Source organism: Microvirga sp. 2MCAF38 (genome assembly GCF_052115485.1).
In the GTDB taxonomy this organism is placed as follows: domain Bacteria; phylum Pseudomonadota; class Alphaproteobacteria; order Rhizobiales; family Beijerinckiaceae; genus Microvirga.
The window spans coordinates 441,338-465,835 of sequence record NZ_JBFRGU010000002.1 but is presented as its reverse complement, the minus strand read 5'-3'; the positions used below and the strand labels follow the sequence as shown (position 1 = coordinate 465,835).

Below are 24,498 nucleotides of genomic sequence, written 5' to 3'. Positions count from 1 at the left end.
GCAGCCCCCATGAAGATGCGGGTCTTTAGGCTCTATGCGAAACGGCAAGCCCGTGATACGGACCCTCGCCAACTCAATATTCCAAGAAAACCCAAGATCAGGAGTTGGCTATGGCCCGCATTCTCGCCGATCAGCTCATTGAAGGATTGACCTTCGATGACGTTCTTCTCCGGCCAGGCCGCTCCGAAGTGCTGCCGGGAGAGGTCGATATTGCGACCCAGCTGACCCGTTCGATCCGCCTCAATCTCCCGATTATCGCCTCCGCCATGGACACGGTGACCGAGGCGCGCATGGCTATCGCCATGGCGCAGAGCGGCGGCATCGGCGTGATCCACCGCAACCTCGAACCCGCCGAGCAGGCCGAGCAGGTCCGCCTCGTCAAGAAATACGAGAGCGGCATGGTGATGAACCCCATCACCATCTTCCCCGATGAGACCCTGGCCGATGCCTTCGCGATCATGAAGCACCACGGCATTTCCGGCATTCCGGTGGTGGAGCGCGGGCCAAGCGGCTCGAAGGGCAAGCTCGTCGGCATCCTCACGAACCGCGATGTGCGCTTTGCCAACAACACGGCGCAGCCGGTGTCCGAACTGATGACCAAGGACCGCCTGATCACCGTTCGTGAGGGCGTGACCCAGGACGAGGCCAAGCGCCTGCTGCATCAATTCCGCATCGAGAAGCTTCTGGTCGTCGATGATCACTACCGTTGCATAGGCCTGATCACGGTGAAGGATATCGAAAAGCAGGTGGCCCACCCCAACGCCGCCAAGGACGAGCAGGGCCGCCTGCGCGTCGCTGCCGCGACCACGACGGGCGAGCAGGGCTTCGAGCGCGCCGAGCGCCTGATCGATGCGGGCTGCGACGTGATCGTGGTTGATACAGCGCATGGCCATTCGGTCCGCGTGCTGGAAAGCGTGACGCGGGTGAAGAAACTCTCCAACGCTGTGCAGGTCATTGCCGGCAACGTGGCGACCCGCGAGGGCGCAAAGGCCCTGATCGATGCGGGCGCCGATGCGATCAAGGTCGGTATCGGTCCCGGTTCGATTTGCACCACGCGTATCGTGGCCGGTGTCGGCGTGCCGCAGCTCACTGCGATCATGGAAGCCGTCGAGGCTGCCGCAGAGACTGGTACTCCGGTGATCGCCGATGGCGGCATCAAGGTGTCGGGCGATCTCGCCAAGGCGCTGGCCGCAGGCGCATCTTGCGCCATGGTCGGTTCGCTGCTTGCTGGAACTGACGAGACGCCGGGCGAGGTATTTCTCTACCAGGGCCGCTCCTACAAGTCGTATCGCGGCATGGGCTCGGTCGGCGCCATGGCGCGCGGCTCGGCGGATCGCTACTTCCAGGCGGAAGTGCGCGACACGCTCAAGCTCGTGCCTGAAGGCGTTGAGGGACAGGTGGCCTACAAGGGCTCGGCCTCGGCGGTGCTGCACCAACTCGCTGGCGGCCTTCGCGCGGCCATGGGTTATGTGGGTGGCGCGAACCTGCCGGAATTCCGCGAGAAGGCTCAGTTCGTTCGCATCACCAATGCAGGCCTGCGCGAGAGCCACGTCCATGACGTGACGATCACGCGGGAAAGCCCGAACTACCCCGGCCGCGGTTGAGATTTGCCATGAGCGTTACAGCTGTTCTTCTTCCCGTCTTCGTCCAGGTCGGCCTGACCTTCGTCTTGCTGTTCTGGATGGCGCGGTCACGCATAGGGGCGCTTCGGGCGGGTGAATTGAAAGTGAAAGATGTGGCGCTCGGCGAGCGCAACTGGCCGACAAGGGCGCAGCAGGTTTCGAACTGCTTTCAGAACCAGTTCGAAACGCCGGTTCTGTTCTATGCGCTCGTTGCTTTCGCCCTCATCACGCGCAAGGCCGATCTTGTCTTCGTGGTTCTATCCTGGATGTGGGTGGCGAGCCGCATCGTCCATGCAGGGATCCACGCCACCACCAATCGGATCTCACCGCGCTTCAAGGCTTTTGCTGTCGGCGTCGTGATCTTGCTGCTGATGTGGATCATCTTCGCCCTGCGTCTGATCTCCGCCGAGGCGGGGATCTAGGATGGGCCGGGGGCGGGAAAATGCGGGGCGGACGATCCGTTCACCCCGCTTCGCAATCAGAACTTCTTGCCGCTTTCGAGCTGCGTCTTGGCGTCGGTCGTCTTGCGCGGCGGCGGCGTGAGGTCCGGGGTGGCAGTGGCGGCGCAAGCGGCAATCGTAAGAGTGAGGCCGACGGCAACGATGCGGGTCAGGCTTTTAAGCATTGATCTAGGCTCCAAAAGGGCAGGGTGCGGAATGCACTCGCTCAGCTTTATGCGAGTCGCATTGCGTTCGAAGCTTAGCAATATTGTGGCATTTTTTCTTAATAGTCCGAGTGTGGTTATTCGATGACACCTGCAGCCCGCATTTCCGCCGCCGTAGAGGTTCTAGGCGACATCGAAACCCGCCGCCGTCCGGCCAGCGACGCCCTGAAGGATTGGGGCCTGTCGCACCGCTTCGCCGGATCGAAGGACAGGGCGGCCATCGCCAGCCTCGTCTATGACGCCCTTCGCCGGAAGGCTTCGGCCGCTTTCATCATGGGTGAGACAACCCCGCGCGCGGCCGTGATTGGCATGCTGAAATTGCAGCGCGGCCTGAACGTCGATGCGATTGCGGCGCTGTTCTCAGGCGAACGATTCGCGCAGGAGCCGCTGTCTACTGACGAGCGGGATCGGATCGCGAACGCTTCCCTCGATGGCGCCCCCGAACATGTTGCCGGGGACTTTCCCGAATGGATCGAGCCTTCTCTGAGCCGTCTCTTCGGTGACGACTTAATCCTGGAAATGCAGGCGCTGACCGCCCGTGCGCCGCTGGATCTGCGCGTCAACAGCCTGAAAGTCGCCTCCCGCGAGGAGGCGCATGACGCGCTGCCCCATCTCGGCGCCATCGAGACCCCGCACTCGCCCTATGGCTTGCGCATTGCGCCTAGCGAGGATGGACGCGGACCCGCCGTGCAATCCGAGCCGGAATTCATCAAGGGTTGGATCGAGATTCAAGATGAGGGCTCGCAGCTCGTCTCACTGCTCTCAGGCGTGAAGCCCGGTGAGCAGGTGGTCGATCTCTGCGCGGGTGGCGGCGGCAAGAGCCTCGCTCTCGCGGCCCTGATGGACAATCATGGCCAGATCTATGCCACGGATTCCGATGCCCGCCGTCTTGCGCCGATCCATGACCGGCTGGCGCGGGCCGGTGTTCGCAATGTCCAGGTCCGCACCCCGCGTGCCAAGGCGGACGCCGTGCGCGATCTCGACGGCAAGATCGATTGCGTTGTGGTGGATGCGCCCTGCACGGGCATCGGCACGTGGCGGCGCAATCCGGATGCCAAATGGCGCTTGCGCCCCGGCAGCCTGGAAACACGGCTGAAGGAGCAGGCAACCGTTCTCGACCGCGCCGCAGAACTCGTGAAGCCGGGCGGGCGTATCGTCTACATAACCTGTTCGATCCTGTCGGAGGAGAACGACGACGCTATCGCTCGCATCCTCAGCGCGTCGGGCAAGCTGACGGCTCTACCAGCCCGCACGGTTCTGGAATCGGCTGGCTTGCAAAAGCTCGCCGATGTCGTTCGCGTCACGACCCACGGCCTGCAATTGACGCCCCTGAAGACGGGCACCGACGCCTTCTATATTTCCGTGCTCAAACGAAACCCATGAGAGACGTTTTCTGAAAACCATGTAGAAGAGCCTCAATCACCGCCAAACGCCTGCCCTTTGAACTTCTGACCCTCGGCCAACGGAACCATGACCCAGACCCACGATAAGATCCTCATCGTCGATTTCGGCTCCCAGGTGACACAGCTCATTGCGCGGCGCGTGCGCGAGGAAGGCGTCTATTCGGAGGTGGTACCGTTCCAGAAGGCGGAAGAGGCGTTCCGCCAGATGAAGCCGAAGGGCGTGATCCTTTCCGGCAGCCCGGAATCGGTGACGCTGGAATCCTCCCCCCGCGCGCCGCAGGAGCTGTTTACGTCAGGCGTTCCGGTTTTCGGCATCTGCTACGGCCAGCAGACCATGTCGGCACAGCTCGGCGGGCAGGTCGAGGGCGGGCACCATGCGGAATTTGGGCGCGCGGAAGTCGAGATCATCAAGGATAGCGCGCTCTTCAACGGTGTCTGGCACAAGGGCCAGTCCTATCCCGTGTGGATGAGCCACGGCGACCGGGTGACCAAGCTGCCGGAAGGTTTCGAGACGCTGGCTCTTTCCGCCAACGCACCCTTCGCGGTCGTGGCCGATGAGGGCCGCAAGTTCTACGGCGTACAGTTCCACCCTGAAGTCGTGCACACGCCGCAGGGCGCTTTGCTGATCCGCAACTTCGTCCGCGATATCGCTGGCTGCAAGGGCGACTGGACCATGAAGGCCTTCCGCGACGAGGCCATCGAGCGTATTCGTGCGCAGGTCGGCAAGGGTCGTGTAATCTGCGGGCTTTCCGGCGGTGTCGATTCAGCGGTTGCGGCCGTGCTGATCCACGAGGCCATTGGCGAGCAGCTCACCTGCGTTTTCGTCGATCACGGCTTGATGCGCGCCAGTGAGGCTGAGCAGGTCGTCACGCTGTTCCGCGATTCCTACAACATTCCGCTCGTGCATGTTGAGGCCGACGATCTCTTCATCGGCGCGCTCGAAGGCGTCTCCGACCCGGAGGTGAAACGCAAGACCATCGGCAAGCTCTTCATCGACGTGTTTGAGGCGGAAGCGAAGAAGATCGGCGGCGCGGATTTCCTCGCGCAAGGCACGCTCTATCCGGACGTCATTGAGAGCGTCTCCTTCACCGGCGGCCCTTCGGTGACGATCAAGAGCCACCACAATGTGGGCGGTCTGCCAGAGCGCATGAACATGAAGCTCGTTGAGCCCTTGCGCGAGTTGTTCAAGGATGAGGTGAGGGCGCTCGGCCGTGAACTCGGCCTGCCGCAGGCCTTCGTGGGCCGTCACCCGTTCCCTGGTCCGGGCCTCGCCATCCGCGTTCCCGGCACCATCACCCGCGAGAAACTCGACATCCTGCGCAAGGCCGACGCGGTCTATCTCGACGAAATCCGCAAGGCCGGTCTCTACGACGATATCTGGCAGGCCTTCGCCGTTCTATTGCCGGTGAAGACCGTCGGCGTGATGGGCGACGGGCGCACCTACGACCACGTCTGCGCGCTACGCGCCGTGACCTCCGTCGATGGCATGACGGCTGATTTCTTCCCCTTCGACATGGCCTTCCTCGGGCGTGTCGCGACCCGCATCATCAACGAGGTGAAGGGCATCAACCGCGTCACCTACGACATCACCTCGAAGCCGCCCGGCACCATCGAGTGGGAGTGATTTCGCCAATGGATCTGTCTGACTGGAAAGGCGCGCCGCGCCCCGAGCGCGTCGTGCTGGATGGGCATTACGCGCGTCTCGAGCCGCTCGATGCTGCGAAGCATGGCGACGATCTCTTTGCATCGGCCGTTCAGCCGGGGGCGGAAGGTCGTTTCAGCTATCTGTTCGAGTCGGCGCCCGCGAACCGGGACGTCTTCACGGAATGGCTGGATAAGGCCTCTTCCGGAGCAGATCCTCTGTTCTTCGCCGTGATCGACAAAGCGAGTGGCCGGGTCGAAGGGCGTCAGGCGCTCATGCGTATCGATCCGGTGCATGGGGTCATCGAGATCGGCAGCATCCTGTGGGGGCCCGCTATTGCGCGCACGCGTGTGGCGACCGAAGCGCTTTATCTTTTCGCGCGCTATGCCTTCGAGACGCTCGGCTATCGTCGCTTCGAGTGGAAATGCAACGATCTCAACGAACCCTCCAAGCGGGCTGCCGCGCGGTTCGGTTTTACGTTCGAAGGCGTGTTTCGGCAGCATATGGTGGCCAAGGGTGCGAACCGCGATACGGCGTGGTTCTCGATCATCGACAGCGAATGGCCCCGGTTGAAGGCCGGCTACGATGCATGGCTGCGCGCTGAAAATTTCGACGCCGCCGGACAACAGAAAAGCAAACTGACATTCTGAGGGTGTGATGGTCGCATCGAAGCGGGCCGTGACGATTTACGGCATCAAGAATTGCGACACGATGAAGAAGGCGCGTACGTGGCTCGATGAGCACGGCGTGGTTTATGCTTTTCACGACTACAAGGCCGAGGGCATTGATCGCGCTCGGCTCGAAACCTGGGCGCGCGAAGTCGGGTGGGAGACGTTGCTCAACCGTGCCGGAACGACGTTCCGCAAATTGCCGGATGCCGACAAGAACGGGCTCGACGAGCGTAAAGCGTTTGCGCTGATGCTCGATCAACCTTCGATGATCAAACGACCCGTGCTCGACATAGGCGAGCGGTTGATCGTGGGCTTCAAGGCGGAGCAGTACGAAGAGGCGCTCGGCTAGGACCGCGTCGCCACGGTGCCCATCCACGCGACTGCTGCGTCGAGCAATTCCGCCATCACTTCGGAGTCCTTTCGGCCCGTCTTGGCCGGAACGTGAAACGAGTGGTCGGCGTCGTCGAGCAGCTTGAGAGTTGCGCGCGCGCCGAGCATGCCGACGACAGGACGAAGCAAATCGAGTTCTGCGAGCGCGTCGCGGGTTCCTTGCGTGAAAAGCATAGGGATAGTGATGTCGAACAGGTGTTTGGCACGCTCATCCGAAGGTTTGCCCGCAGGGTGAAGCGGAAAGGCGAAGAACACGAGGCCTTTCACGCCGGGTAGCGGCTCAAGTGCCTGAGCCTGAGAGGTCATGCGCCCGCCGAAGGATCGGCCACCTGCGAAAAGCGGTAATTCAGGTGCGCGTCGCGCTGCCTCAGCCACGGCCGCGCGCACAGCGGCATGAGCGACAGCCGGCGAGTCGGGGCGCTTCGATCCACGCTCCATATAGGGGAACTGGTAGCGCAGCGTCGCGACGCCACGGGCGGCGAGACCATCCGCGAGTGCAGCCATGCCCTTGTGTGTCATGCCCGCGCCAGCACCGTGCGCAAGAATGAGACAGGCGTGTGCTCCGGGCGGCGACTGCCAGAGACCGGAGACGCTTTCGCTGTCACCGATCGGAATTGTCACGGAAGTTGCGGTGTTCTCAGTCATGTCCGCATCATAGCGCTATAACCACCGCGTGACAGTCCGATGGCCGATGAAAGGTACGCCCGGTCGCTCCGGCGGCTTTAGCTTCACCCCTCATCCTGAGGAGCCGCGTCTCGAAGGAGGGTCCAGAGCACACTGCAGACGCCTCGCCCTTCGAGACGGACCTTGCGGTCCTCCTCAGGGTGAGGCTGCGTGGTGTCAGCCGCGCGCGAACAAGATCGTCTGTTTCTCTTTGTAAGTTGTCCGCACGAATTCTCGATAACCACATTTCTCCGCTACCCGCAGTGATGGCGTGTTCGATGGAGCAATGATGCAGACGGTGCGCCGCGATCCGAAATGGGCATCGCCCCAGGTGAGGGCGGCCTGGACGGCCTCCGTTGCGTAGCCCTTGCCGTGGGCGTGTGGCGCGAGCGCCCATCCGATCTCCGGCATCTCCGTCAAGGACGGTTCGATATCGCGCATGAAATCGGCGAAGCCGACTTCACCGAGAAAGCGGCCGGTCGCCTTTTCTTCCACGATCCAGTAGCCGAATCCGAGCACGGCCCAATGGCCCACATAGCGCAGCAGGCGGGTCCAGACTTCTTCCTGCGAGGACGGCTTTCCGCCGATAAAGCGCGTCACTTCGGGCTCGGACCACATGGCGAAGCTGTCGCCGAAATCTTCGCGTCGATGACCGCGCAGGATCAGGCGCTCGCTCTCGATCACAGGTATTTCGACGGGGTGACGTAGAGTGGACATGAGGGGTCTCTCGAATTCTGGTGCAGCGGTCGCATCATCAATAATCCGCGCCGCCGAAAAGAAGAAGGGCAGGTCCCGAGGATCTGCCCTTGCTCAGCCGTTCCGAGTGGCTCCGCCGTTATTAGAATTTCGGCGGTTCTAGATTGAGAGGCGGCAATCCGCCACCGGGGTTATCGAGACCCGGCATCAGAAGCTCATCGAGCTTCTTTTGCACGGCGGCAGGGTCGACCTGTGTGCCCGAGCTTTTGTAGTGCATCACGATTTGCGGGAAGATAACGACGATTGCCACCATGATGAGCTGGATGATCACGAAGGGAATCGAGCCCCAGTAGATCTGGCCCGTGGTGATAGGCTCCATGCGCTTGCCCGTGATGCGGTCGATATAAGGCACTTTCGGTGCCACCGAGCGCAGGAAGAACAGGGCGAAGCCGAAAGGCGGGTGCATGAACGAGGTCTGCATGTTCACGCCGAGCATGACGCCGAACCAGATCAGGTCGATGCCGAGCTTCTCTGCGGCGGGGCCGAGCAGCGGCACGATAATGAAGGCCAGCTCGAAGAAGTCGAGGAAGAAGGCGAGGAAGAACACCAGAATGTTGACGAAGATCAGGAAGCCGACCTGGCCGCCTGGAAGCGAGGTCAACAGATGCTCCACCCAAATATGGCCGTTCACACCGTAGAAGGTGAGCGAGAACACGCGCGCGCCGATCAGGATGAACAGCACGAACGCCGACAGCTTGGCGGTTGCTTCCGTTGCCTGCTTCACCAGTTCGAAGTTGAAGCGCTTCGGGTTGTTGTCGAGCTTGCGCTTGATGGCGGCAAGGATCACCGAACCGAGTGCGCCCATGGCGCCGCCTTCCGTCGGCGTCGCGACACCGATGAAGATGGTGCCGAGCACGAGGAAGATGAGGAGCAGCGGGGGCACCATCACGAACGTGACCTGTTGCGCCATGTTGGACATCAGGCGAAGGCCGGAGAAGCGTTCCACGAGGCCGACGACGAACGCATAAAGCGCGCCGGCGGCGATCATTTCCGCGAGAAGACCGAGTCCCGGATGATCGTGCTGCTTCAGCCAGTAATAGGCGCCGAGCAGAATGGCGGTCAGCACAGCCGACGCCACAATCCTTTTGGCGCCGAGGAAGAGGTTCAGGAGCGCACAGAAGAGGGCGACGACGGTCGCGGTACAGATGGTCAGGATGACGAAATCCGCGCCTGCCTTCGTGTCGGTCTGCGACAGCACGTAATAGCCGACGAAGCCGGAGAACAGCACCAGAATGCCGAGCTGCCAGACGCCGCGCGCGCCGTTGGGCTCCTTGAAGCCGATAGCCTCCGGCGGCAGGCCGGGAGCGGCCTTCGGGAAGATGACCGAAACCAGGAAGACGTAACCGGCGTAAAGACCAGCCAGGATAATGCCCGGCAGGAATGCGCCTTCATACATGTCGCCGACCGAGCGGCCGAGCTGGTCGGCCATGACGATCAGAACGAGAGACGGCGGAATGATCTGCGCGAGAGTACCCGACGCTGCGATGACGCCCGAGGCAAGGCGGCGGTCATAACCGTAGCGAAGCATGATCGGCAGCGAGATCAGGCCCATGGAAATCACGGAAGCCGCGACAACGCCGGTGGTGGCAGCAAGGAGCGCACCCACGAAAATCACCGCGTAGGCGAGACCGCCGCGCACCGGCCCGAAAAGCTGGCCAATGGTGTCGAGCAGGTCTTCCGCCATCCCAGAGCGTTCGAGGATCAACCCCATGAAGGTGAAGAATGGAATCGCCAGCAGCACCTCGTTCGACATGGTGCCGTAGACACGCTCGGGCAGCGCCTGCAGGAGGGGCCAGGAGAGTGTGATGGTCTGCGGCGCGAGAGGGGCGAGTTCGACGGCGACGAAGAAGAACAAAAGGCCGTTTGCGGCCAATGAGAAAGCGACGGGATATCCGAGCAGCAGAAAGATCACGAGCGCCGCGAACATGATCGGCGCGAGGTTTTGGGCAATCAACACAGCCATGGGGCGAAAGCTCCGAGAGAAATGGTATGAGGGCGCGGGTGCGACTAGCGGATGCCGTCGCCCGGAGGTTCGCCGCCTGTTGGATTGACGGGATCGGCCAGCGTGGTGAGAAGCCGCTCGGCCTCTGCTTCAGGGCTGTTGCCTGCGTCGTGCTCGTCTTGGAGCTTGCCGGTCATGATCGCGATGCGCTTGATGAGTTCGCTCAGCCATTGAATGAACAGCAGGATGAAGCCCAGCAGGATGAGCCCCTTTGCCGGCCAGATCGGCAACCCGCCCGCGTTGGACGACACTTCGCCTGAGGTGAAGGAGCGCGCGAAATAGGGGATCGACAGATAGGTCATCACCGCGACGAAGGGGAACAGGAAGAAGATGAGGCCGAACAGGTCGATCCGGTCCCGCCCGCGCTTCGAGAGTATGTTCGAGATGATGTCGATGCGGATGTGTTCGTTTGCCTTCAAGGTCCAGGGGGCACAGAGCATGAAGACCGCGCCGAACAGGTACCATTGTGCCTCGAGCCAGGCATTCGACGACACACCGAAGATGCGGCGGATGATGGCGTTGATCGACGAGATGAGGATGGCCAGGACGATGGCCCAGGCCGCTGTCTTGCCGATGCGCACGTTCATGGCATCGATGGCGCGGGACAGTTTGAGAAGTGCCGTCACCTGTTTCCCCCGTTTTATTGAGTTTTGGTCTATCGTTCCAGCCTAGCTAACCAACTTTAGACCTGTCCGCTAGACAGGTATTGAACCAATCACATCCGACTTAAGGCGAGTATGGGATGGCGAAAGATGTCAAATGAACTCAATGCCTTAAAATTGAGCATCCGTTTCCGGTGGCTCTTTGGCAATAAAGTTTTGCGCGCTCTTTATTCCAGTCTGATCTGGGGCGACTCTACGGATAGGAATGGCATCCAAGACGAGCCCCCGCTATAGTCGCGCCTCTGCTTCCCCAAGAGGAATGGCTCGTGGCGCTTCTGGTCCTGGGTTTGATCGTCTTTCTCGGTGTGCACGCCTTCACGATGGTGCGGGGAGCCCGATCCCGGCTGATCTCCGCCCTCGGCGAAGGGCCTTATAAAGCGCTCTATTCGGTTATTTCGCTCATCGGACTCGTCGTCATCGTCATCGGCTACGGCCAATACCGCCATGCGGGCTACATCCCCGTTTGGGAGCCACCGATCTGGACGCGCCATCTCACCTTGCTTTTGGTCTGGATCGCGTTCGTCTGCCTCGCCGCAGCCTATTTTCCTGGCTGGATCAAAGCGCGGCTGAAGCACCCGATGCTCGCGGGCGTGAAAATCTGGGCCTTCGCGCATCTTCTCGCCAACGGCGATCTCGGGTCGATTCTCCTCTTCGGGTCCATCCTGGTCTGGGCGGTCATCGCGCGGATCAGCGTGAAGCGTCGCGACGAAGTGGTGGATCACGGCGGCCCCGCGACGCCGTCCCGCACAATCGGCAATGATGTGCTTGCCGTTGTGGTAGGGACAGTGGCCTATGTCGTCTTTGCCGTTTGGCTTCATCCGTGGCTCATCGGCGTTCCTGTTCTGCCATCTCTCCAAGGTTAGAGTTTCATGTCCGTGCAATCCGATATCCGTCGCCTGACGGCGCCCGACATTCGCGCGCGAAAGGGCGGCGAGCCCATCGTGGTCTTGACCTCCTACCATGCTCACACGGCGCGGCTCATCGACCAGCATGCCGATGTCATCCTGGTTGGGGATTCACTCGGCATGGTCATGCACGGTCTCGAAACCACCGTGCCGGTCACGCTCGACATGATGATCCTTCAGGCGCTCGCCGTGATGCGCGGATCGAACCGCGCGCTTGTGGTGGTCGATCTGCCCTTCGGCTCCTTCGAGGAGAGCAAGGAGCAGGCCTTCCGCACGGCCGTGCGTGTGCTCAAGGAAACCGGCTGCGGCGCGATCAAGATGGAAGGCGGGGCGCGCATGGCGGAGACCGTGCGGTTCCTCTCCGAGCGGGGCGTTCCGGTGATGGCCCATATCGGCCTCACCCCACAGCACATCAATACCCTCGGCTCCTTCAAGGCGCAGGGGCGTGACCGCGCCGATTGGCCCGCGATTCTGGCCGACGCAAAGGCGGTGGCGGATGCGGGAGCTTTCTCCGTCGTGGTCGAGGCCGTGGCGGAGCCGTTGGCGCGGGAAATCACGCAATCCATTGCCATCCCCACCATCGGAATCGGCGCTTCGCCCGCCTGCGACGGCCAGGTCCTCGTGCTTGAGGACATGCTCGGCTTGTCCCCGTGGGTGCCGAAATTCGTCAAGCGCTACGGCGAACTCGGGCCCCAGATCGCCCAGGCGGTCGAGGCCTACGCCAAGGACGTTCGCTCCCGCGCCTTTCCGGGGCCGGAGCATACCTATGCGGAGAAAAAGCCTGCCGAGAAAAAACCCGCGACATGAACGGGCTCTCGCCTTCTCGGGGACGCTGTGGTAGGCGACCTGTTCGTTTTTGAAGGAGGCGGCTTTTCGGCCGCGGGAGATACATGGCGCCGAACGACGAGTTCATTCGCGAGGTCGATGAGGAATTTCGCCGGGACCAGGTCGCGCAGATCTGGAAACGCTACAACGGCGTGATCATCGGTATCGCCGTGCTCATCGTCGCGCTTGTCGGTGGCTGGCGTTATTGGGAGCACTCGCAGGAGATGCGCGCCCAGGCCGCCGCCGAGCGCTATGAGGACGCTCTCAAGCTCGATCGCGACAACAAAGCCAAGGAATCGGAAGCCGCTTTCGAGGCTCTGATCAAGGAAGGCGAGGGCGGCTACGCTCTGCTTGCCCGCTTCCGTCTCGCGGCCGAACTTGGCAAGCAGAATCCTGAAAACGGCGCAAGCGCCTACGACGCGCTGACCAAGGACGCCAAGGTTTCGGCTTTGTGGCAGGATCTGGCGCGCCTGCGCAGCGCATGGCTTCAGATCGATACCGCCGATCCGGCGAAGATCCGTCCCGAACTGGAGCGCATCGCGACCCCGGGCAATGCATGGCGGCATTCCGCGCGCGAGCTTCTTGGCCTTTCCGGTCTGAAGGCGGGGGACATGGACTATGCTGGCCGCTGGTTCGACCAGATCGCCGCCGACCGCGAGACGCCGCAGGCGCTGCGCCAGCGCCTGGCCGTCTACACAGCGCTCGTGGCTGGCGGTCCCGTCACCGTGACGCAATAAGTAGGGGCGCAGACATGACGCCAACCGTCGCCATCGTCGGACGGCCGAATGTCGGCAAATCGACACTCTTCAACCGCCTCGTCGGCAAGAAACTCGCGCTGGTCGATGACCGTCCCGGCGTGACCCGCGACCGTCGCGAAGGCGATGCGCGCTTAGGCGACCTCGAATTCCGCGTCTTCGATACCGCTGGTCTCGAAGAGGCGGACGAATCTTCTCTTCTTGGACGTATGCGCGCGCAGACGGAGGCCGCCATCGGCGATGCCGACGTGCTGCTGTTCGTCATCGACGCGCGCGTCGGCATTCTCCCGGCCGACCGGCCCTTCGCGGAAATGGTGCGCCGTTCCGGCAAGCCCGTGATCCTCATCGCCAACAAGGCGGAGGGTGGGGCAGGTATGGCGGGCGCTTACGAATCGTTCTCGCTCGGTCTCGGCGATCCCGTGCCGCTTTCCGCCGAGCATGGCGACGGCTTCGCGGATCTCTTCGAGGCCTTGATGCCGCACTTCCCGCATCCCGACGATGTGGCGGAAGAGGACGATCATGCCGGCAAGCCGTTGCAGGTCGCCATCGTCGGGCGTCCGAACGCGGGCAAGTCCACCCTCATCAATCAAATGCTCGGGCAGGAGCGTTTGCTCACGGGACCTGAAGCCGGCATCACGCGCGATTCCATTTCGCTTGATTGGGAATGGCGCGGCAAGCCGGTCAAGCTGTTCGACACGGCGGGCCTGCGCAAGCGCGCGCGGGTCGAGGACAAGCTCGAGAAACTCTCCGTCGCCGATGCCTTGCGCGCGGTTCGCTTCGCGGAAGTGGTGATCGTTCTGCTCGATGCGACGATCCCGTTCGAAAAGCAGGATCTCTCCATCGTCGACCTGATCGAGCAAGAGGGCCGCGCCCTGGTGATCGGTCTCAACAAGTGGGATCTTGTCGCCGATCAGCCGGGCCTGTTGAAAGACTTGAAGGAAAAGGCGCACCGTCTCCTGCCACAGGTGAAGGGCGCGCCTGTCGTGCCATTGTCTGGTCTTGCCGGCAGCGGCATCGATCCGCTCATGAAGGCGGTGATGCAGGTCTACGAAACCTGGAACAAGCGCGTTTCGACGGCTCGCATCAACCAATGGCTCAGCGATGCGCTCGAAGCCAACCCGCCGCCGGCGGTGTCGGGACGCCGCATCAAGATCCGCTACATGACGCAGATCAAGTCGCGTCCGCCGACCTTCGCTCTTTTCGGCAATCAGCTCGACGCGCTTCCGAAGAGTTTCACGCGCTATCTCGTCAACAGCCTGCGCGAGTCCTTCGAACTCCCCGGCGTGCCGATCCGCATGCTGCTGCGTATGGGCAAGAACCCGTTCGACAAGGAGCGGAAGTAGGGCGTAACGCCAGGATCACGTCAGACGGCGAAGAAGTCGAGGTTGGTAAGCTTTAGGAACTTCTGCAGCGTGGCGAACTGGATCGCTTCCTTGGTGCCGTTACCGTCCGCATCGTAGAAAAGTGCACCCGTCTTCTTGTTGTAGATAACGTGATCGTCTCCATCGTGCGCCTTGGTGCCGGCATAGAACTCGCCCTTCTTGAGCACGCCCTTCTTAGCTATCTTGGTGAACACGCTTTTCGCCAGATGGATCGTGTCGTCCGCCGCCACGAAGTCTAGGATCTTGTCCAGGTTCTGTTTTTTGTTGAGCGTGTTGGTCTTCGACAGCTTGGCGTCGAACACGAAGATGTCCTGGCCTGCGCCACCCGTGAGCTTGTCGTTGCCCAGGCCACCGGAGAGCTTGTCGTTGCCGTTATTGCCATAGAGCTGGTCCTTGCCGGCAAGGCCGGAGATCACGTCGTTGTTGCCCCGTCCAGCCAGCGTGTCCGCACCGGCTGTGCCGGTCAGCGTGAGCGGCAGGTCGAAGGCGGTGCCGGGATCGCCGGGAGTGCCGGGAGTGTCGCCGATGTCTGTGATGGCGAGAGCGATCTCCTGCGTAGTCGCCAGGCCGTACTGGTCCTTGGCGGTCACCGTGACGGTGTAACCAGTCTTCGTCTCATAATCGAGGGCTTTGAGCAGCACGAGGGTGGTGCCGTCGAGCTTGAACGTGCCGGTGGGATCCGTCAGGGTGTAGGTGATCGCATCACCTTCCGCATCATGCGCCGAGAGGGTGGCGAGCGGCGTGTTGGCGAGGAGATTTTCCGCAAACACCGTCTTCGACAGGGCCACACTGTCCGGCTTCGTGTTGTAAAGAACCTCTCGCACGCCGTTGAACAGGGCGAAGCGGATGTTGCTGAGCCGGTCGATCCCGTCACGGCCATCGACAAGATCCTCCACGATGTAGCTGCCGGTTATGCTTGGCATAATATCATACTCGGCTCTTATCCCCGAGAACACGGCCGTGTCGTTGCCGCCCCCGCCATTGAGCCTGTCGTTACCCCCGCCGCCTGTGAAGGTATTGGCAGTGGAAGTGCCGGTGAAGGTGTCGTTGCCGCTTCCTCCGATCAGGTTTTCAATACCAATGAGCGTATCGTTGCCCTGGCCTGTATTCTGCTCTGTCGTAAGGGAAAGATTGACCGTAAAATCCGCCGCACCCGTATAGATTGCGGTATCCGAGCCGCCGCCGCCATTGATCAGGTCATTGCCTTCGCCACCGAAGAAGGTTTCGGCTCCATTGCCGCCATAGGCCTGATCGTTGCCAGCTCCAAGATCGATAATGCCAATCGACGTGCCTCCACCACGGGCGTCGTAAAGATCAATCCCTCCATTGAGGGAAACAGCATAGCTTCCCCCTTTGATGGCTCCAGTATTCGTGATTTCATCTGGAGTATCTCCAGTGTAGACACCGCCTATACCGCCGTCGATGGTGCCGGAATTCGTAATGGTAGACCGACCATTGAATTGTAGAAGCCTATCACCACATAAGACACCAATTCCATCGACATCGATTATACCGCGATTGATCACCCAACCATCGTCGTCCAGGAAGTCAATGCCATGTATATGTGCCGTAATTTTTCCAAGAGCAAATATTGTAATGACTGTCGAGGTTAGGGCAATGGCGGAATCCTGTGCCGAGTTGATGCTGCCGCCGTTTTCAATTTGAATGGACGATACTGTTCCGCCGCTCGTAACAGCGTTGCCTCCGTTCAAGGGGTCAATAGTTCCGCCAGATATAACTCTTAGGCCATCTCCTGCTGAAAGCGCAAAAGTGGAGTTACGATACGAGTTAACGATTTGCGTGACAGACATTTCTGATGCCTTGATGGCTAGTTTTGCTATGGCCAACGGGATCGCCTTGGCGCATCACATGCGATGCCAAGGCGGTAATTCATGAAACTTTATATTATAAAGGCTGGATATCAAGCGTTTGCCAAAAGCTTTGCATCAATAGACAAGATTGTTCTTATTTTGTTCCCAGCAATGGTTCCAAGCTGGGCTATCTCTCTTATCCCAACTATCCCGATCCGCTGAGGGCCGCGCTCGCGAGGCGTCGCAAGTTGCGGGGGCGGGCACGGTCCTGCGAGCCGCTCACGCAACCGACTCTGGCGGTGCCGGTCAGACCAGAAGGAAGTCCTTGTAAGTCAGGTGGAGGGAGGCTGCCTTGTCCAGCTTGGCGAACGCGACAGCAGCTTTTCCGCCAATTCCATCCGGGTCGTAGAGGAGTTCTCCGGTCACCTTGTTGAAGATGATCCGGTCATCCTTGTCGTGAGCCTCGATGCCGACAAAGAACGCCCCCTTCGTCATAAAAACCGTGCCCCCCTTCTTCATGACGCTCGCTTTCCCGGCCTTCGTAAACACCATTCTGTCAAGGAGTATGGTGTCGTCCTTGACCGAGAAGTCCGTGATGCGATCGATGTTGGTCTTACCTTTGGGGCGGGTATCGAAGAGGAAGTAATCTTTCCCTTTGCCGCCGGTGAGAACGTCTTTGCCGAGTCCGCCGGACAAGGTGTCCGCGCCCAGCCCACCGATGAGCCTGTCGGCGCCGCCATTGCCCATAAGGCGGTCGTTTCCCGCGCCACCGTCGAACGTGTCGGCGCCGCCGCCGCCGACGATGATGTCGTCATCGCCGGTTCCCACCACATTCTCACGGGCCACGTCCCAAACGTCGATAGAGAAATCCTTATCGACGGAGGTCCCGGCTTTATCGATGACGCGAACCTTCACCATGTGGCTTAGCGCCTGCTCGTGATCGAGCTTGACCCCATTCTTCACGACCAGCTTGTCGCCTTGGATGGCGAAGCGCCCGCCGGCATTGTCGAGAAGGAGATAGGTCAGTTGATCGCCAACGTCTGGATCCAGCGCTGACAATGTACCAACCTCCGATCCTGCCTTAGCGCCCTCGAGTACGCTACTGACGCTCAAAGATGGATTGCTCGGCGGCGTGTTCCCGACGATCGTCACCACGTTGTCCGCCGCGTTATCGTCTAAATCCGTCAGGGTAATCCGTACCGTCTTCTCACCGCGGAAGATGCCGTCTGTGTTGAAATATGTGAGGGAGCTGATGAGCTCCTTCACCAATTCCGGGGTAGCGAAGGTGTTGAAAGCGATGACCAATGATCCGCCGGCAACGGAGGTGAACGTGCCGATGACGGTGTTATCGACGCTGATATTCTTGCCGGTCCCAAATCCGTTGGGCAAATCGACACGATTGGATGTACTGATCCCCAGCCTGTCGCTTGCCGTCACCAGTTCGAGGGCTGCGGTTAGAGACCCGAACCCATTATCGGCGACGACCATCGCGTCGCGTCTGAAATCGAGGAAGACCGGCAGCCCCGTAAAGAATGTTCTGTCTCCATCGAGGTTAGTCACTTGAGGAGCTGCCGTGGCGGCCAGCATTCTGTGCGCCGGATCGTCCGCATCGATGGCGGCCATTGTGCCAATGCCGTGACGACTGATGTCGTCGCCGTTATTGCTGTCCACGATGTGAACCGTCTGATTGAGATTCATGTTGACGGCGTCGTCATCCAGATTGGTGGTGGAAGCCATGGATAAAGTGCTCGCTCGCTGCAATATGTAACAAGTCCACCTTACTGTTCGGGGAGACTTGGCTAATACTTATAATTATCTATCCGTAGGGAAAACAAACCTCCCCACATAGGGGGGCAGTATATACCGACCCGACAGGCTTGCCCAAACATAGTTACATGCTGCAAAACGCTCTGAAGTCGGCTCATTTCCGAGGGGTTCATGGAGCGTTTTTCAACACTGCTGCAGTGGTTCGATCCGCGTGGTCGTCTATCGCGCAATGCATATTTGAGGATCTTTCTGCGACAACTGATTCTGATTGTTGCGGTGCTCGTCGCAGGCGTATGGCTCTCGACGACGGGGATACGCGCCGCCGGTTTTGTCGCGGTTTTTGCGATCGCTGTGATCCTGCTTTCTAGCCTCGTGCTCCAGGCGCGGCGGCTTCACGACAGGAACCGATCCGGCTGGTGGATCGTGGTTTCCCTCGCGATCGGCTTCTCCACCTACTGGGTGGATGGGCTCAGGCAGATCTATCCAATCTCTGTCCTGTGCTCCTTGCTCGTAGGAGCCCTGATCCAGATTTGGTTGATTATCGAGATACTTTTCCGTCGCGGCACGCCTGGGCCCAACCGATATGGACCGGATCCTCGGGATCTTCCAGGAGAGGGCGGGGAAGCGCCCGCCTCGCGCATTCCACCGCCGGCCACAGTCCCAGCCTCACCCTGAGGGATGCGAAGCATCGTCTCGAAGGGCGAGGCGTCTCCGAGCGCGCTGGAGCCTCCTTCGAGACGCCGCTATGCGGCTTCTCAGGATGAGTCTTCGAGATGTAGCCCACTGCGCTTCTCAGAATAGGCAGCCGAAAAGATCTGCGCCCTAAGCCGGCAATTGCGGCGTCAGCAGCTTCCCACCCTGCGTAAAATCGTAAATCTTACCAGTCTCGTTCCAGGAGGGCAGGGCGAGCTTCAGGATGTGCGGAGCGAGCTCGTCAGGCGTCTTCAAGGTCGTCGGGTCCTCGCCGGGCATCGCTTTCGCGCGCATGTTGGTGCGGAGCGGGCCGGGGCTGACGAGCATGGTCTTGACGTTGGTTTTCAATGTTTCAGCTGCATAGGTACGCACAAGTGCTTCCAGTGCCGCTTTCGAAATCGAATAGACGCCCCAATAGGCTGTGCACTTATGTGCAGCGCCCGAGGTGAGGAAGATCGCGCGCCCGGCATCGGATACCCGCAGCAACGGATCGAGGGAGCGGAGCAGGCGATAATTCGCCGTCACGTTCACCTGCATCACCTCGTCCCAGACGGGCTGGTCGATATGCGTGATGGGGGAAAGTTCGCCGAGAACGCCGGCATTTCCGAGAAGAATGTCGAGCTTGCCCCAGCGCTCGTAGATCGATGCGCCGAGGCGGTCGAGCGCGTCGAGATCCTTCAGGTTCACCGGCACGAGCGTCGCGGTGCTGCCCTTGGCACGGATTTCGTCGTCGAGAGCTTCCAATGCGCCCTGCGTGCGGGCGAGCGCGATGATGTGCGCGCCGGCTTCCGCCAGCGCGAGCGCCGCAGCGCGACCGATACCGCGCGATGCGCCGGTGACGACCGCGATGCGGCCCGAGAGAGGCTTAGTCATGGGAGATCAATCGGCTTCGGCAAGAAGGGAAAGACGGCGCGGGGTTGCCACCGCGAGATCGGTGAGGGGGGTCGGATAGTCACCCGTGAAGCAATGATCCGTGAATTGCGGCTGCTTTGCGTTGCGGCCCTTCTCGCCCATGGAGCGATAGATGCCCTCAATGGAGAGAAAGGCCAGCGAATCCGCGCCGATATAGGCGCGCATCTGCTCGAGATCGTGCGTTGCGGCGAGAAGTTTTTCCTTCTCCGGCGTGTCGATGCCGTAGAAGTCGGGATGGGTGATCGGCGGGCTGGCGATGCGGAAGTGAACTTCCTTCGCGCCTGCTTCGCGCATCATGCGCACGATCTTCACGGAGGTCGTGCCTCGCACGAGGCTGTCGTCCACGAGAACGATGCGCTTGCCCTCAATGGCCGCGCGGTTTGCGGAATGCTTCATGCGCACGCCGAGTTCGCGCACGGACTGCGTCGGCTGAATGAAGGTGCGGCCCACATAATGGTTGCGGATGATGCCGAGTTCGTATGGCAGTCCCGATGTCTGCGCGAAGCCGAGGGCCGCCGGAACGCCAGAATCCGGCACCGGGATGACCACATCAGCCTCCGGCGCGGATTCGAGCGCCAGTTCACGGCCCATGGCCTTGCGGACTTCATAGACATTACGGCCGTTCACGACCGAATCCGGGCGGGCGAAGTAGATGTATTCGAAAATGCAGGGGCGAGCCGGTTGCTTGTCGGCGAAGCGGAAGGATTCGATGCCCTCGTCCGAGATCACGACGATTTCGCCGTTCTCGATATCGCGAACGAAGCGCGCGCCGATGATGTCGAGAGCGCAGGTTTCCGAGGCCAGGATGTAGCGGCCGTCGAGTTCGCCGAGCACAAGCGGGCGGATGCCGAGCGGATCTCGCGCGCCGATCAATTTCTTGTTGGTGAGCGCCACGAGGGAGTAGGCGCCCTCGATCTGCTGGATCGCCTCGACGAAGCGGTCGACGAAGGGATGGCGGCGGCTGCGGGCGACGAGATGGACGATCACCTCGGTATCGGTGGTCGACTGGCAGATGGCGCCGTCGCGAATGAGATTGCGGCGCAGGGTCAGGCCGTTCGTCAGGTTGCCGTTATGGGCCACCGCGAACCCGCCGCCATCGAGTTCGGCGAAGAGGGGCTGCACGTTGCGCAGGACCGTCTCGCCGGTTGTCGAGTAGCGCACGTGTCCGATGGCGGAGAGGCCTTCCAGGCGTTCGATGACGGAGCGGTCCGAGAAACCGTCGCCGACAAGGCCGAGCTTACGTTCGAGATGGAAGACGTGTCCGTCGAAGGAGACGATGCCTGCCGCTTCCTGCCCTCGGTGCTGGAGGGCGTGGAGGCCGAGCGCGGTGATCGCGGCGGCATCCGGGTGACCGTGAATGCCGAAAACGCCGCATTCCTCACGCAGCGTGTCGCCATCGAGGTTGAGGTCCACCTTCCGCGGTTCGCCCTGCCACGTCTCTGAGCGTCCAGACATCATCTTTTCCTTGGAATGCGCGCCCAAACCCTCGACGCGAATGCCTTATTTAAGGGGCCTTGCGCCGAACGCCAATGCTCTTTCCTGTCGCGCATCTCACCTATGCGACAGGTCATCGGCTCAGCTCTTTTTCTGCGGGACAGGCGGCACCGGAACGGGAGGTTCGGCCGGTTCGCCTGGCTCGCCTTCGGGCTTCGCCTTCTGGCGCAGCTGCTGCAGCAAGCCTTCCGGATTGTCCGGCAGAAGCGTGATGAGGTCGTTACCGGTCTTTTCCAGCATCGGCCGGGCGCGGGAGGTCGTGACCCAGTCCGGGCTCGGGCTCTTGCCCTGGAGAAGCCAGCTCATGAACAGCCACCCGATCACGCAGATCAGGAAGCCGCGCGCCGCGCCGAAGAAGAAGCCGAGGGTGCGATCCAGCGCGCCGATGCGCGAATCGAGGATCAGGTCGGAGATTTTGACGGTGATGATCGACACGATGATCAGTGTCACCACGAAGATCACGCCGATGGCGGCGACCAGCGCCACGGTGTTGTTGTGAATGTATTGCTGCGCCTTCGGCAGGGCCAGAGGGTGCAGGAACCAGGCTGCGGCGGCAGCAGCCACCCAGGCGACAATCGCCAGCACTTCCCGAGTGAAGCCGCGAACGGCGGCCAGGAGCGCCGAAATCACCACGACACCGATGACGACGAGATCCAGGACAGAAAAGGGCATGAACCAGGCCTAACGCGGGAATGACGGGGACGCCTCGGCGAAACGGGGCCGAAGCGCGGGCTGTATAACCGCAAGCGAGGCTTTCGTCACCCTTCGCGTGGAAAAAGCCTGAGTATGAAAGTATATGCAACGCCCGTATCTGTCTTCCCGAAGATTGAGTCAGGCGCATTGGAATGTGTTTTCCGGAGGGAAAACAAAAGCGAAACCCCGATCGGTCCCCACCGGGGGTTGAGAAGGGGGGCAAAAACGCCCTGAGGCTTTCAGGCTGTCGAGCGCTTTCGCCGTGCGGCGATGCCGGCAACAAGGTCCGTCACGTGCTGAATAGGAGAAGCGGCGAGCGGCAGGCGCTCGGGGTTGGGCTTGTCCGCCCGCGAGGCGGGCGAGACAGCGCCTGAGAACCCTAGCTTGGCGGCCTCCTTGAGGCGCGATTGCTCCTGCGCGACAGGTCGGATCGCGCCCGAGAGGCCAAGCTCGCCGAAATAGACCGTATCGGGCGGAAGCGACGAGCCGGAGAGAGAGGAGACAAGCGCGGCGGCAGCCGCGAGATCCGCCGCTGGTTCCGTGATGCGCAGACCGCCCGCGACGTTGAGATAGACGTCGTGCATCCCGAGCTTGAGGCCGCCATGGGCTTCGAGAACGGCGAGCACCATCGACAGGCGACTCGGATCCCAGCCCACCACCGCACGACGCGGAGTGCCGAGGGAGGAGGGGGCGACGAGCGCCTGAATTTCGACAAGCAACGGTCGCGTGCCCTCCATGCCGGCGAAAACGGCGGTGCCGGGGGCGGCGAGATCGCGTCCGGAGAGAAACAGCTCGGAGGGATTCGAGACCTCTCGAAGGCCGATATCCGACATCTCGAACACGCCGATTTCGTCCGTCGGGCCGAAGCGGTTCTTCACCGCGCGGAGAATGCGGAAATGGTGACCCGTATCACCTTCGAAGGATACCACCGCATCGACCATGTGCTCCACGACGCGCGGACCGGCGATCTGCCCGTCCTTCGTCACGTGGCCGACGAGAATGACCGCCGTACCGGTGGTCTTCGCGAAACGGATCAGCGATTGGGCGCTGCCGCGCACCTGAGTTACCGTGCCGGGCGCGGATTCGACCGTCTCGGTCCACATGGTCTGGATCGAGTCGATAATGGCGAGCGCGGGCGGGCGGCCTTGGCTCAGCGTCGCGACGATATCTTCCACATTGGTCTCGGAAGCGAGTTCGACGGGTGCCTGGCCGAGGCCGAGACGCTCCGCTCGCAGACGCACCTGCGCCACCGCCTCTTCGCCCGATATATAGGCGACCCGGTGTCCCTGATTGGCGAGAGCGGCAGTAGCCTGCATCAGAAGAGTCGATTTACCGATACCGGGATCGCCGCCGAGCAGGATTACCGAGCCGTGCACAAAGCCGCCGCCCGTGACCCGATCGAGTTCAGCAATGCCGGAGGGCGTGCGTGGTGCTTCCTTCGATTCGCCGGAAAGCCCTTCCAGCGGAAAGATCCGCCCCTTGGCGCGCGAAGGCCGCGTAGCGACCGGGCCGACCATGGGATTGGAGGAGCCGGTCTCCTCGACGATGGTGTTCCACCCGTCGCACGCCTCGCACTTGCCCTTCCAGCGGTTATAGACCGCGCCGCAGTTCTGGCAGGCGAAGGAGGGAGAGCGCTTCGCCATCAGCGCGGACCGCCACGATAGTGCCGCGCATAGCGCCGTCCGAGGCTGGTGAGGATTTCGTAGCCGATGGTGCCTGCACGGCGGCCCACTTCGTCGACCGTGAGATCCGGGCCGACGAGCGTGACCTTGTCGCCGCGCCGAATTTCATCCTCTGGAACGTCAGTCACGTCGATGATGATGAGATCCATCGAGACACGCCCGACGAAGGAGCAATACTTGCCCGCGACGATGGCGATGCCAGCCTCGCCCACATTCGTGTTGGTGCTGCCGGCCGCGCGCGGATAGCCGTCCGCATAGCCGACCGAGATCGTCGCCAGACGGCGGCGGCCAGGAGCCGTCCAGGTTGCGTTGTATCCGGCGGTTTCGCCTTCATGCGCATAGCGAAGCTGGATGATGCGTCCTTCCAGGTTCACGACAGGGCTCATGGGGTTCGTCAGATGCGGCGTGGGGTTGCCCCCATAAAGCGCATAACCGGGACGGGCGAGCTCGAAACAGGGCATGTCCTTCAAGAACGTGCCCGACGAATTGGCGAGCGAGCCGGGAATACCGGGGAGGGCGTTGCGCAAGGCTGTGAAAGCCGCGATCTGGCGGGCGTTGATCTGGTTTTCCGGTTCTTCCGCGCTGACCAGATGGCTCATGAGAAGCGCGGGCTCGAAATCCTTGCATCGCGGATCGTCCGCGAGCGCCAATCCCTCGACGATGGGCAGGCCGAGGCGGTGCATGCCGGTATCCACATGGATCGCAGCGGGAAGACGCGCGCCTTGCGCACGGCAGAAGGCGGCCCATTCCTCGATCTCTTCCTGGGAGCCGAGAACCGGGCGGATATCATGGTTGGCGTAGGTCGATGCGGTGCCTCGTGGAAAGCCGTTGAGCACGTAGATCGTGGCCTCGGTCACGACCGCGCGGACGCGCTTGGCCTCCGACAGATGCGCCACGAAGAAGACGCGGCAACCCGCCTGGAGCAGAGCCGGAACGGTCTTCTCGATGCCGGTGCCGTAAGCGTCCGCCTTGACGACGGCGGCGGTATCCGTGCCCGCTCGCTCACGCAGAATGCGCCAGTTATCGGCGATGGCATCGAGATCGATGGTGAGAACGGCGCCGGCTTCGGCGTCCGGAATGAGACCTGATTGTGGGCCCTGCATG

The 24,498-nt window shown here is 61.6% G+C and carries 24 protein-coding genes; 12 read left to right on the top strand and 12 right to left on the bottom strand.

The window, feature by feature from the left end; genetic code table 11:
* Positions 1 to 110: 110 nt before the first annotated feature.
* Entirely contained in the window at positions 111 to 1,604 is a 1,494-nt protein-coding gene (gene guaB, locus AB4072_RS06685) for an IMP dehydrogenase (RefSeq protein WP_441966467.1), read from the top strand.
* Positions 1,605 to 1,612: 8 nt separating this feature from the next.
* On the top strand, positions 1,613 to 2,044 hold the full coding sequence (locus AB4072_RS06680; protein WP_441966465.1) for an MAPEG family protein: 432 nt from the start codon (positions 1,613 to 1,615) through the stop codon (positions 2,042 to 2,044).
* A gap of 56 nt (positions 2,045 to 2,100) precedes the next feature.
* On the opposite strand, the gene AB4072_RS06675 is transcribed toward AB4072_RS06680, so the two are convergent.
* Complete coding sequence (locus tag AB4072_RS06675; protein WP_441966463.1) at positions 2,101 to 2,247, bottom strand: hypothetical protein; 147 nt, start codon at positions 2,245 to 2,247, stop codon at positions 2,101 to 2,103.
* Between the two features lie 123 nt (positions 2,248 to 2,370).
* On the opposite strand from AB4072_RS06675, the gene AB4072_RS06670 reads away from it, so the two are divergent.
* From AB4072_RS06670 to AB4072_RS06655, 4 genes are all read left to right on the top strand, one after another.
* A complete protein-coding gene (locus tag AB4072_RS06670) occupies positions 2,371 to 3,669 on the top strand; it encodes an RsmB/NOP family class I SAM-dependent RNA methyltransferase (protein WP_441966461.1) in 1,299 nt (432 codons plus the stop codon).
* Between the two features lie 87 nt (positions 3,670 to 3,756).
* Positions 3,757 to 5,313: a glutamine-hydrolyzing GMP synthase gene (gene guaA, locus AB4072_RS06665; RefSeq protein WP_441966459.1), complete on the top strand. Its 1,557-nt coding sequence runs from the start codon at positions 3,757 to 3,759 to the stop codon at positions 5,311 to 5,313.
* 8 nt (positions 5,314 to 5,321) lie between these two features.
* Complete coding sequence (locus tag AB4072_RS06660) at positions 5,322 to 5,981, top strand: GNAT family N-acetyltransferase (protein WP_441966457.1); 660 nt, start codon at positions 5,322 to 5,324, stop codon at positions 5,979 to 5,981.
* A gap of 7 nt (positions 5,982 to 5,988) precedes the next feature.
* Positions 5,989 to 6,351: an ArsC family reductase gene (locus AB4072_RS06655; protein ID WP_441966455.1), complete on the top strand. Its 363-nt coding sequence runs from the start codon at positions 5,989 to 5,991 to the stop codon at positions 6,349 to 6,351.
* Here AB4072_RS06655 and AB4072_RS06650 read toward each other — a convergent pair.
* The 4 genes from AB4072_RS06650 to AB4072_RS06635 all read right to left on the bottom strand — a co-directional run bounded on the left by AB4072_RS06650 (position 6,348) and on the right by AB4072_RS06635 (position 10,439).
* A complete protein-coding gene (locus AB4072_RS06650; RefSeq protein WP_441966453.1) occupies positions 6,348 to 7,037 on the bottom strand; it encodes an alpha/beta hydrolase family protein in 690 nt (229 codons plus the stop codon). The two genes, AB4072_RS06655 and AB4072_RS06650, sit on opposite strands and share 4 nt — an antisense overlap.
* 195 nt (positions 7,038 to 7,232) lie before the next feature.
* Entirely contained in the window at positions 7,233 to 7,772 is a 540-nt protein-coding gene (locus AB4072_RS06645; RefSeq protein WP_441966451.1) for a GNAT family N-acetyltransferase, read from the bottom strand.
* A gap of 121 nt (positions 7,773 to 7,893) precedes the next feature.
* A complete protein-coding gene (locus AB4072_RS06640; RefSeq protein WP_441966449.1) occupies positions 7,894 to 9,774 on the bottom strand; it encodes a TRAP transporter large permease in 1,881 nt (626 codons plus the stop codon).
* Between the two features lie 44 nt (positions 9,775 to 9,818).
* On the bottom strand, positions 9,819 to 10,439 hold the full coding sequence (locus AB4072_RS06635) for a TRAP transporter small permease subunit (RefSeq protein ID WP_441966447.1): 621 nt from the start codon (positions 10,437 to 10,439) through the stop codon (positions 9,819 to 9,821).
* A gap of 302 nt (positions 10,440 to 10,741) precedes the next feature.
* On the opposite strand from AB4072_RS06635, the gene AB4072_RS06630 reads away from it, so the two are divergent.
* The 4 genes from AB4072_RS06630 (at position 10,742) to der (ending at position 14,303) form a co-directional block, all read left to right on the top strand.
* Complete coding sequence (locus AB4072_RS06630) at positions 10,742 to 11,338, top strand: NnrU family protein (protein WP_441966445.1); 597 nt, start codon at positions 10,742 to 10,744, stop codon at positions 11,336 to 11,338.
* A gap of 6 nt (positions 11,339 to 11,344) precedes the next feature.
* Positions 11,345 to 12,187 (top strand): 3-methyl-2-oxobutanoate hydroxymethyltransferase, encoded by an 843-nt coding sequence (gene panB, locus AB4072_RS06625; protein WP_441966443.1) that lies wholly within the window; start codon positions 11,345 to 11,347, stop codon positions 12,185 to 12,187.
* A gap of 83 nt (positions 12,188 to 12,270) precedes the next feature.
* Positions 12,271 to 12,942 (top strand): tetratricopeptide repeat protein, encoded by a 672-nt coding sequence (locus AB4072_RS06620; protein WP_441966441.1) that lies wholly within the window; start codon positions 12,271 to 12,273, stop codon positions 12,940 to 12,942.
* Positions 12,943 to 12,956: 14 nt separating this feature from the next.
* Positions 12,957 to 14,303, top strand: coding sequence for a ribosome biogenesis GTPase Der (gene der, locus AB4072_RS06615; RefSeq protein ID WP_441966440.1), 1,347 nt, complete (start codon positions 12,957 to 12,959; stop codon positions 14,301 to 14,303).
* A 20-nt stretch (positions 14,304 to 14,323) separates the two neighbouring features.
* Here the strand turns inward: der and AB4072_RS06610 are convergent, their stop codons facing one another.
* Positions 14,324 to 15,868, bottom strand: a complete 1,545-nt coding sequence (locus tag AB4072_RS06610; RefSeq protein WP_441966438.1) for a hypothetical protein — start codon at positions 15,866 to 15,868, stop codon at positions 14,324 to 14,326.
* A gap of 366 nt (positions 15,869 to 16,234) precedes the next feature.
* Between AB4072_RS06610 and AB4072_RS06605 the strand changes: the two genes are divergently transcribed.
* On the top strand, positions 16,235 to 16,375 hold the full coding sequence (locus tag AB4072_RS06605; RefSeq protein WP_441966436.1) for a hypothetical protein: 141 nt from the start codon (positions 16,235 to 16,237) through the stop codon (positions 16,373 to 16,375).
* A gap of 84 nt (positions 16,376 to 16,459) precedes the next feature.
* On the opposite strand, the gene AB4072_RS06600 is transcribed toward AB4072_RS06605, so the two are convergent.
* Positions 16,460 to 17,890, bottom strand: a complete 1,431-nt coding sequence (locus tag AB4072_RS06600; protein WP_441966434.1) for a hypothetical protein — start codon at positions 17,888 to 17,890, stop codon at positions 16,460 to 16,462.
* Between the two features lie 201 nt (positions 17,891 to 18,091).
* Here AB4072_RS06600 and AB4072_RS06595 point away from each other — a divergent pair, with 201 nt between their 5' ends.
* Positions 18,092 to 18,595, top strand: coding sequence for a DUF805 domain-containing protein (locus AB4072_RS06595; protein ID WP_441966432.1), 504 nt, complete (start codon positions 18,092 to 18,094; stop codon positions 18,593 to 18,595).
* 147 nt (positions 18,596 to 18,742) lie between these two features.
* Here AB4072_RS06595 and AB4072_RS06590 read toward each other — a convergent pair whose 3' ends face one another.
* The 5 genes from AB4072_RS06590 to alr form a co-directional block, all read right to left on the bottom strand.
* Complete coding sequence (locus tag AB4072_RS06590; RefSeq protein WP_441966430.1) at positions 18,743 to 19,486, bottom strand: SDR family NAD(P)-dependent oxidoreductase; 744 nt, start codon at positions 19,484 to 19,486, stop codon at positions 18,743 to 18,745.
* 6 nt (positions 19,487 to 19,492) lie between these two features.
* Positions 19,493 to 20,980 (bottom strand): amidophosphoribosyltransferase, encoded by a 1,488-nt coding sequence (gene purF / locus AB4072_RS06585; protein ID WP_441966428.1) that lies wholly within the window; start codon positions 20,978 to 20,980, stop codon positions 19,493 to 19,495.
* Positions 20,981 to 21,100: 120 nt separating this feature from the next.
* Positions 21,101 to 21,691 carry a CvpA family protein gene (locus AB4072_RS06580; protein WP_441966426.1) on the bottom strand — a complete coding sequence of 197 codons (591 nt, stop codon included), beginning with the start codon at positions 21,689 to 21,691 and terminating at the stop codon, positions 21,101 to 21,103.
* A 260-nt stretch (positions 21,692 to 21,951) separates the two neighbouring features.
* Positions 21,952 to 23,355: a DNA repair protein RadA gene (gene radA, locus AB4072_RS06575; protein ID WP_441966424.1), complete on the bottom strand. Its 1,404-nt coding sequence runs from the start codon at positions 23,353 to 23,355 to the stop codon at positions 21,952 to 21,954.
* The gene (gene alr / locus AB4072_RS06570; RefSeq protein WP_441966561.1) at positions 23,355 to 24,497 is read right to left on the bottom strand and encodes an alanine racemase; all 1,143 of its coding nucleotides are present in this window, start codon (positions 24,495 to 24,497) and stop codon (positions 23,355 to 23,357) included. The genes radA and alr overlap by 1 nt, the downstream gene beginning before the upstream one ends.
* Position 24,498: the final 1 nt, after the last annotated feature.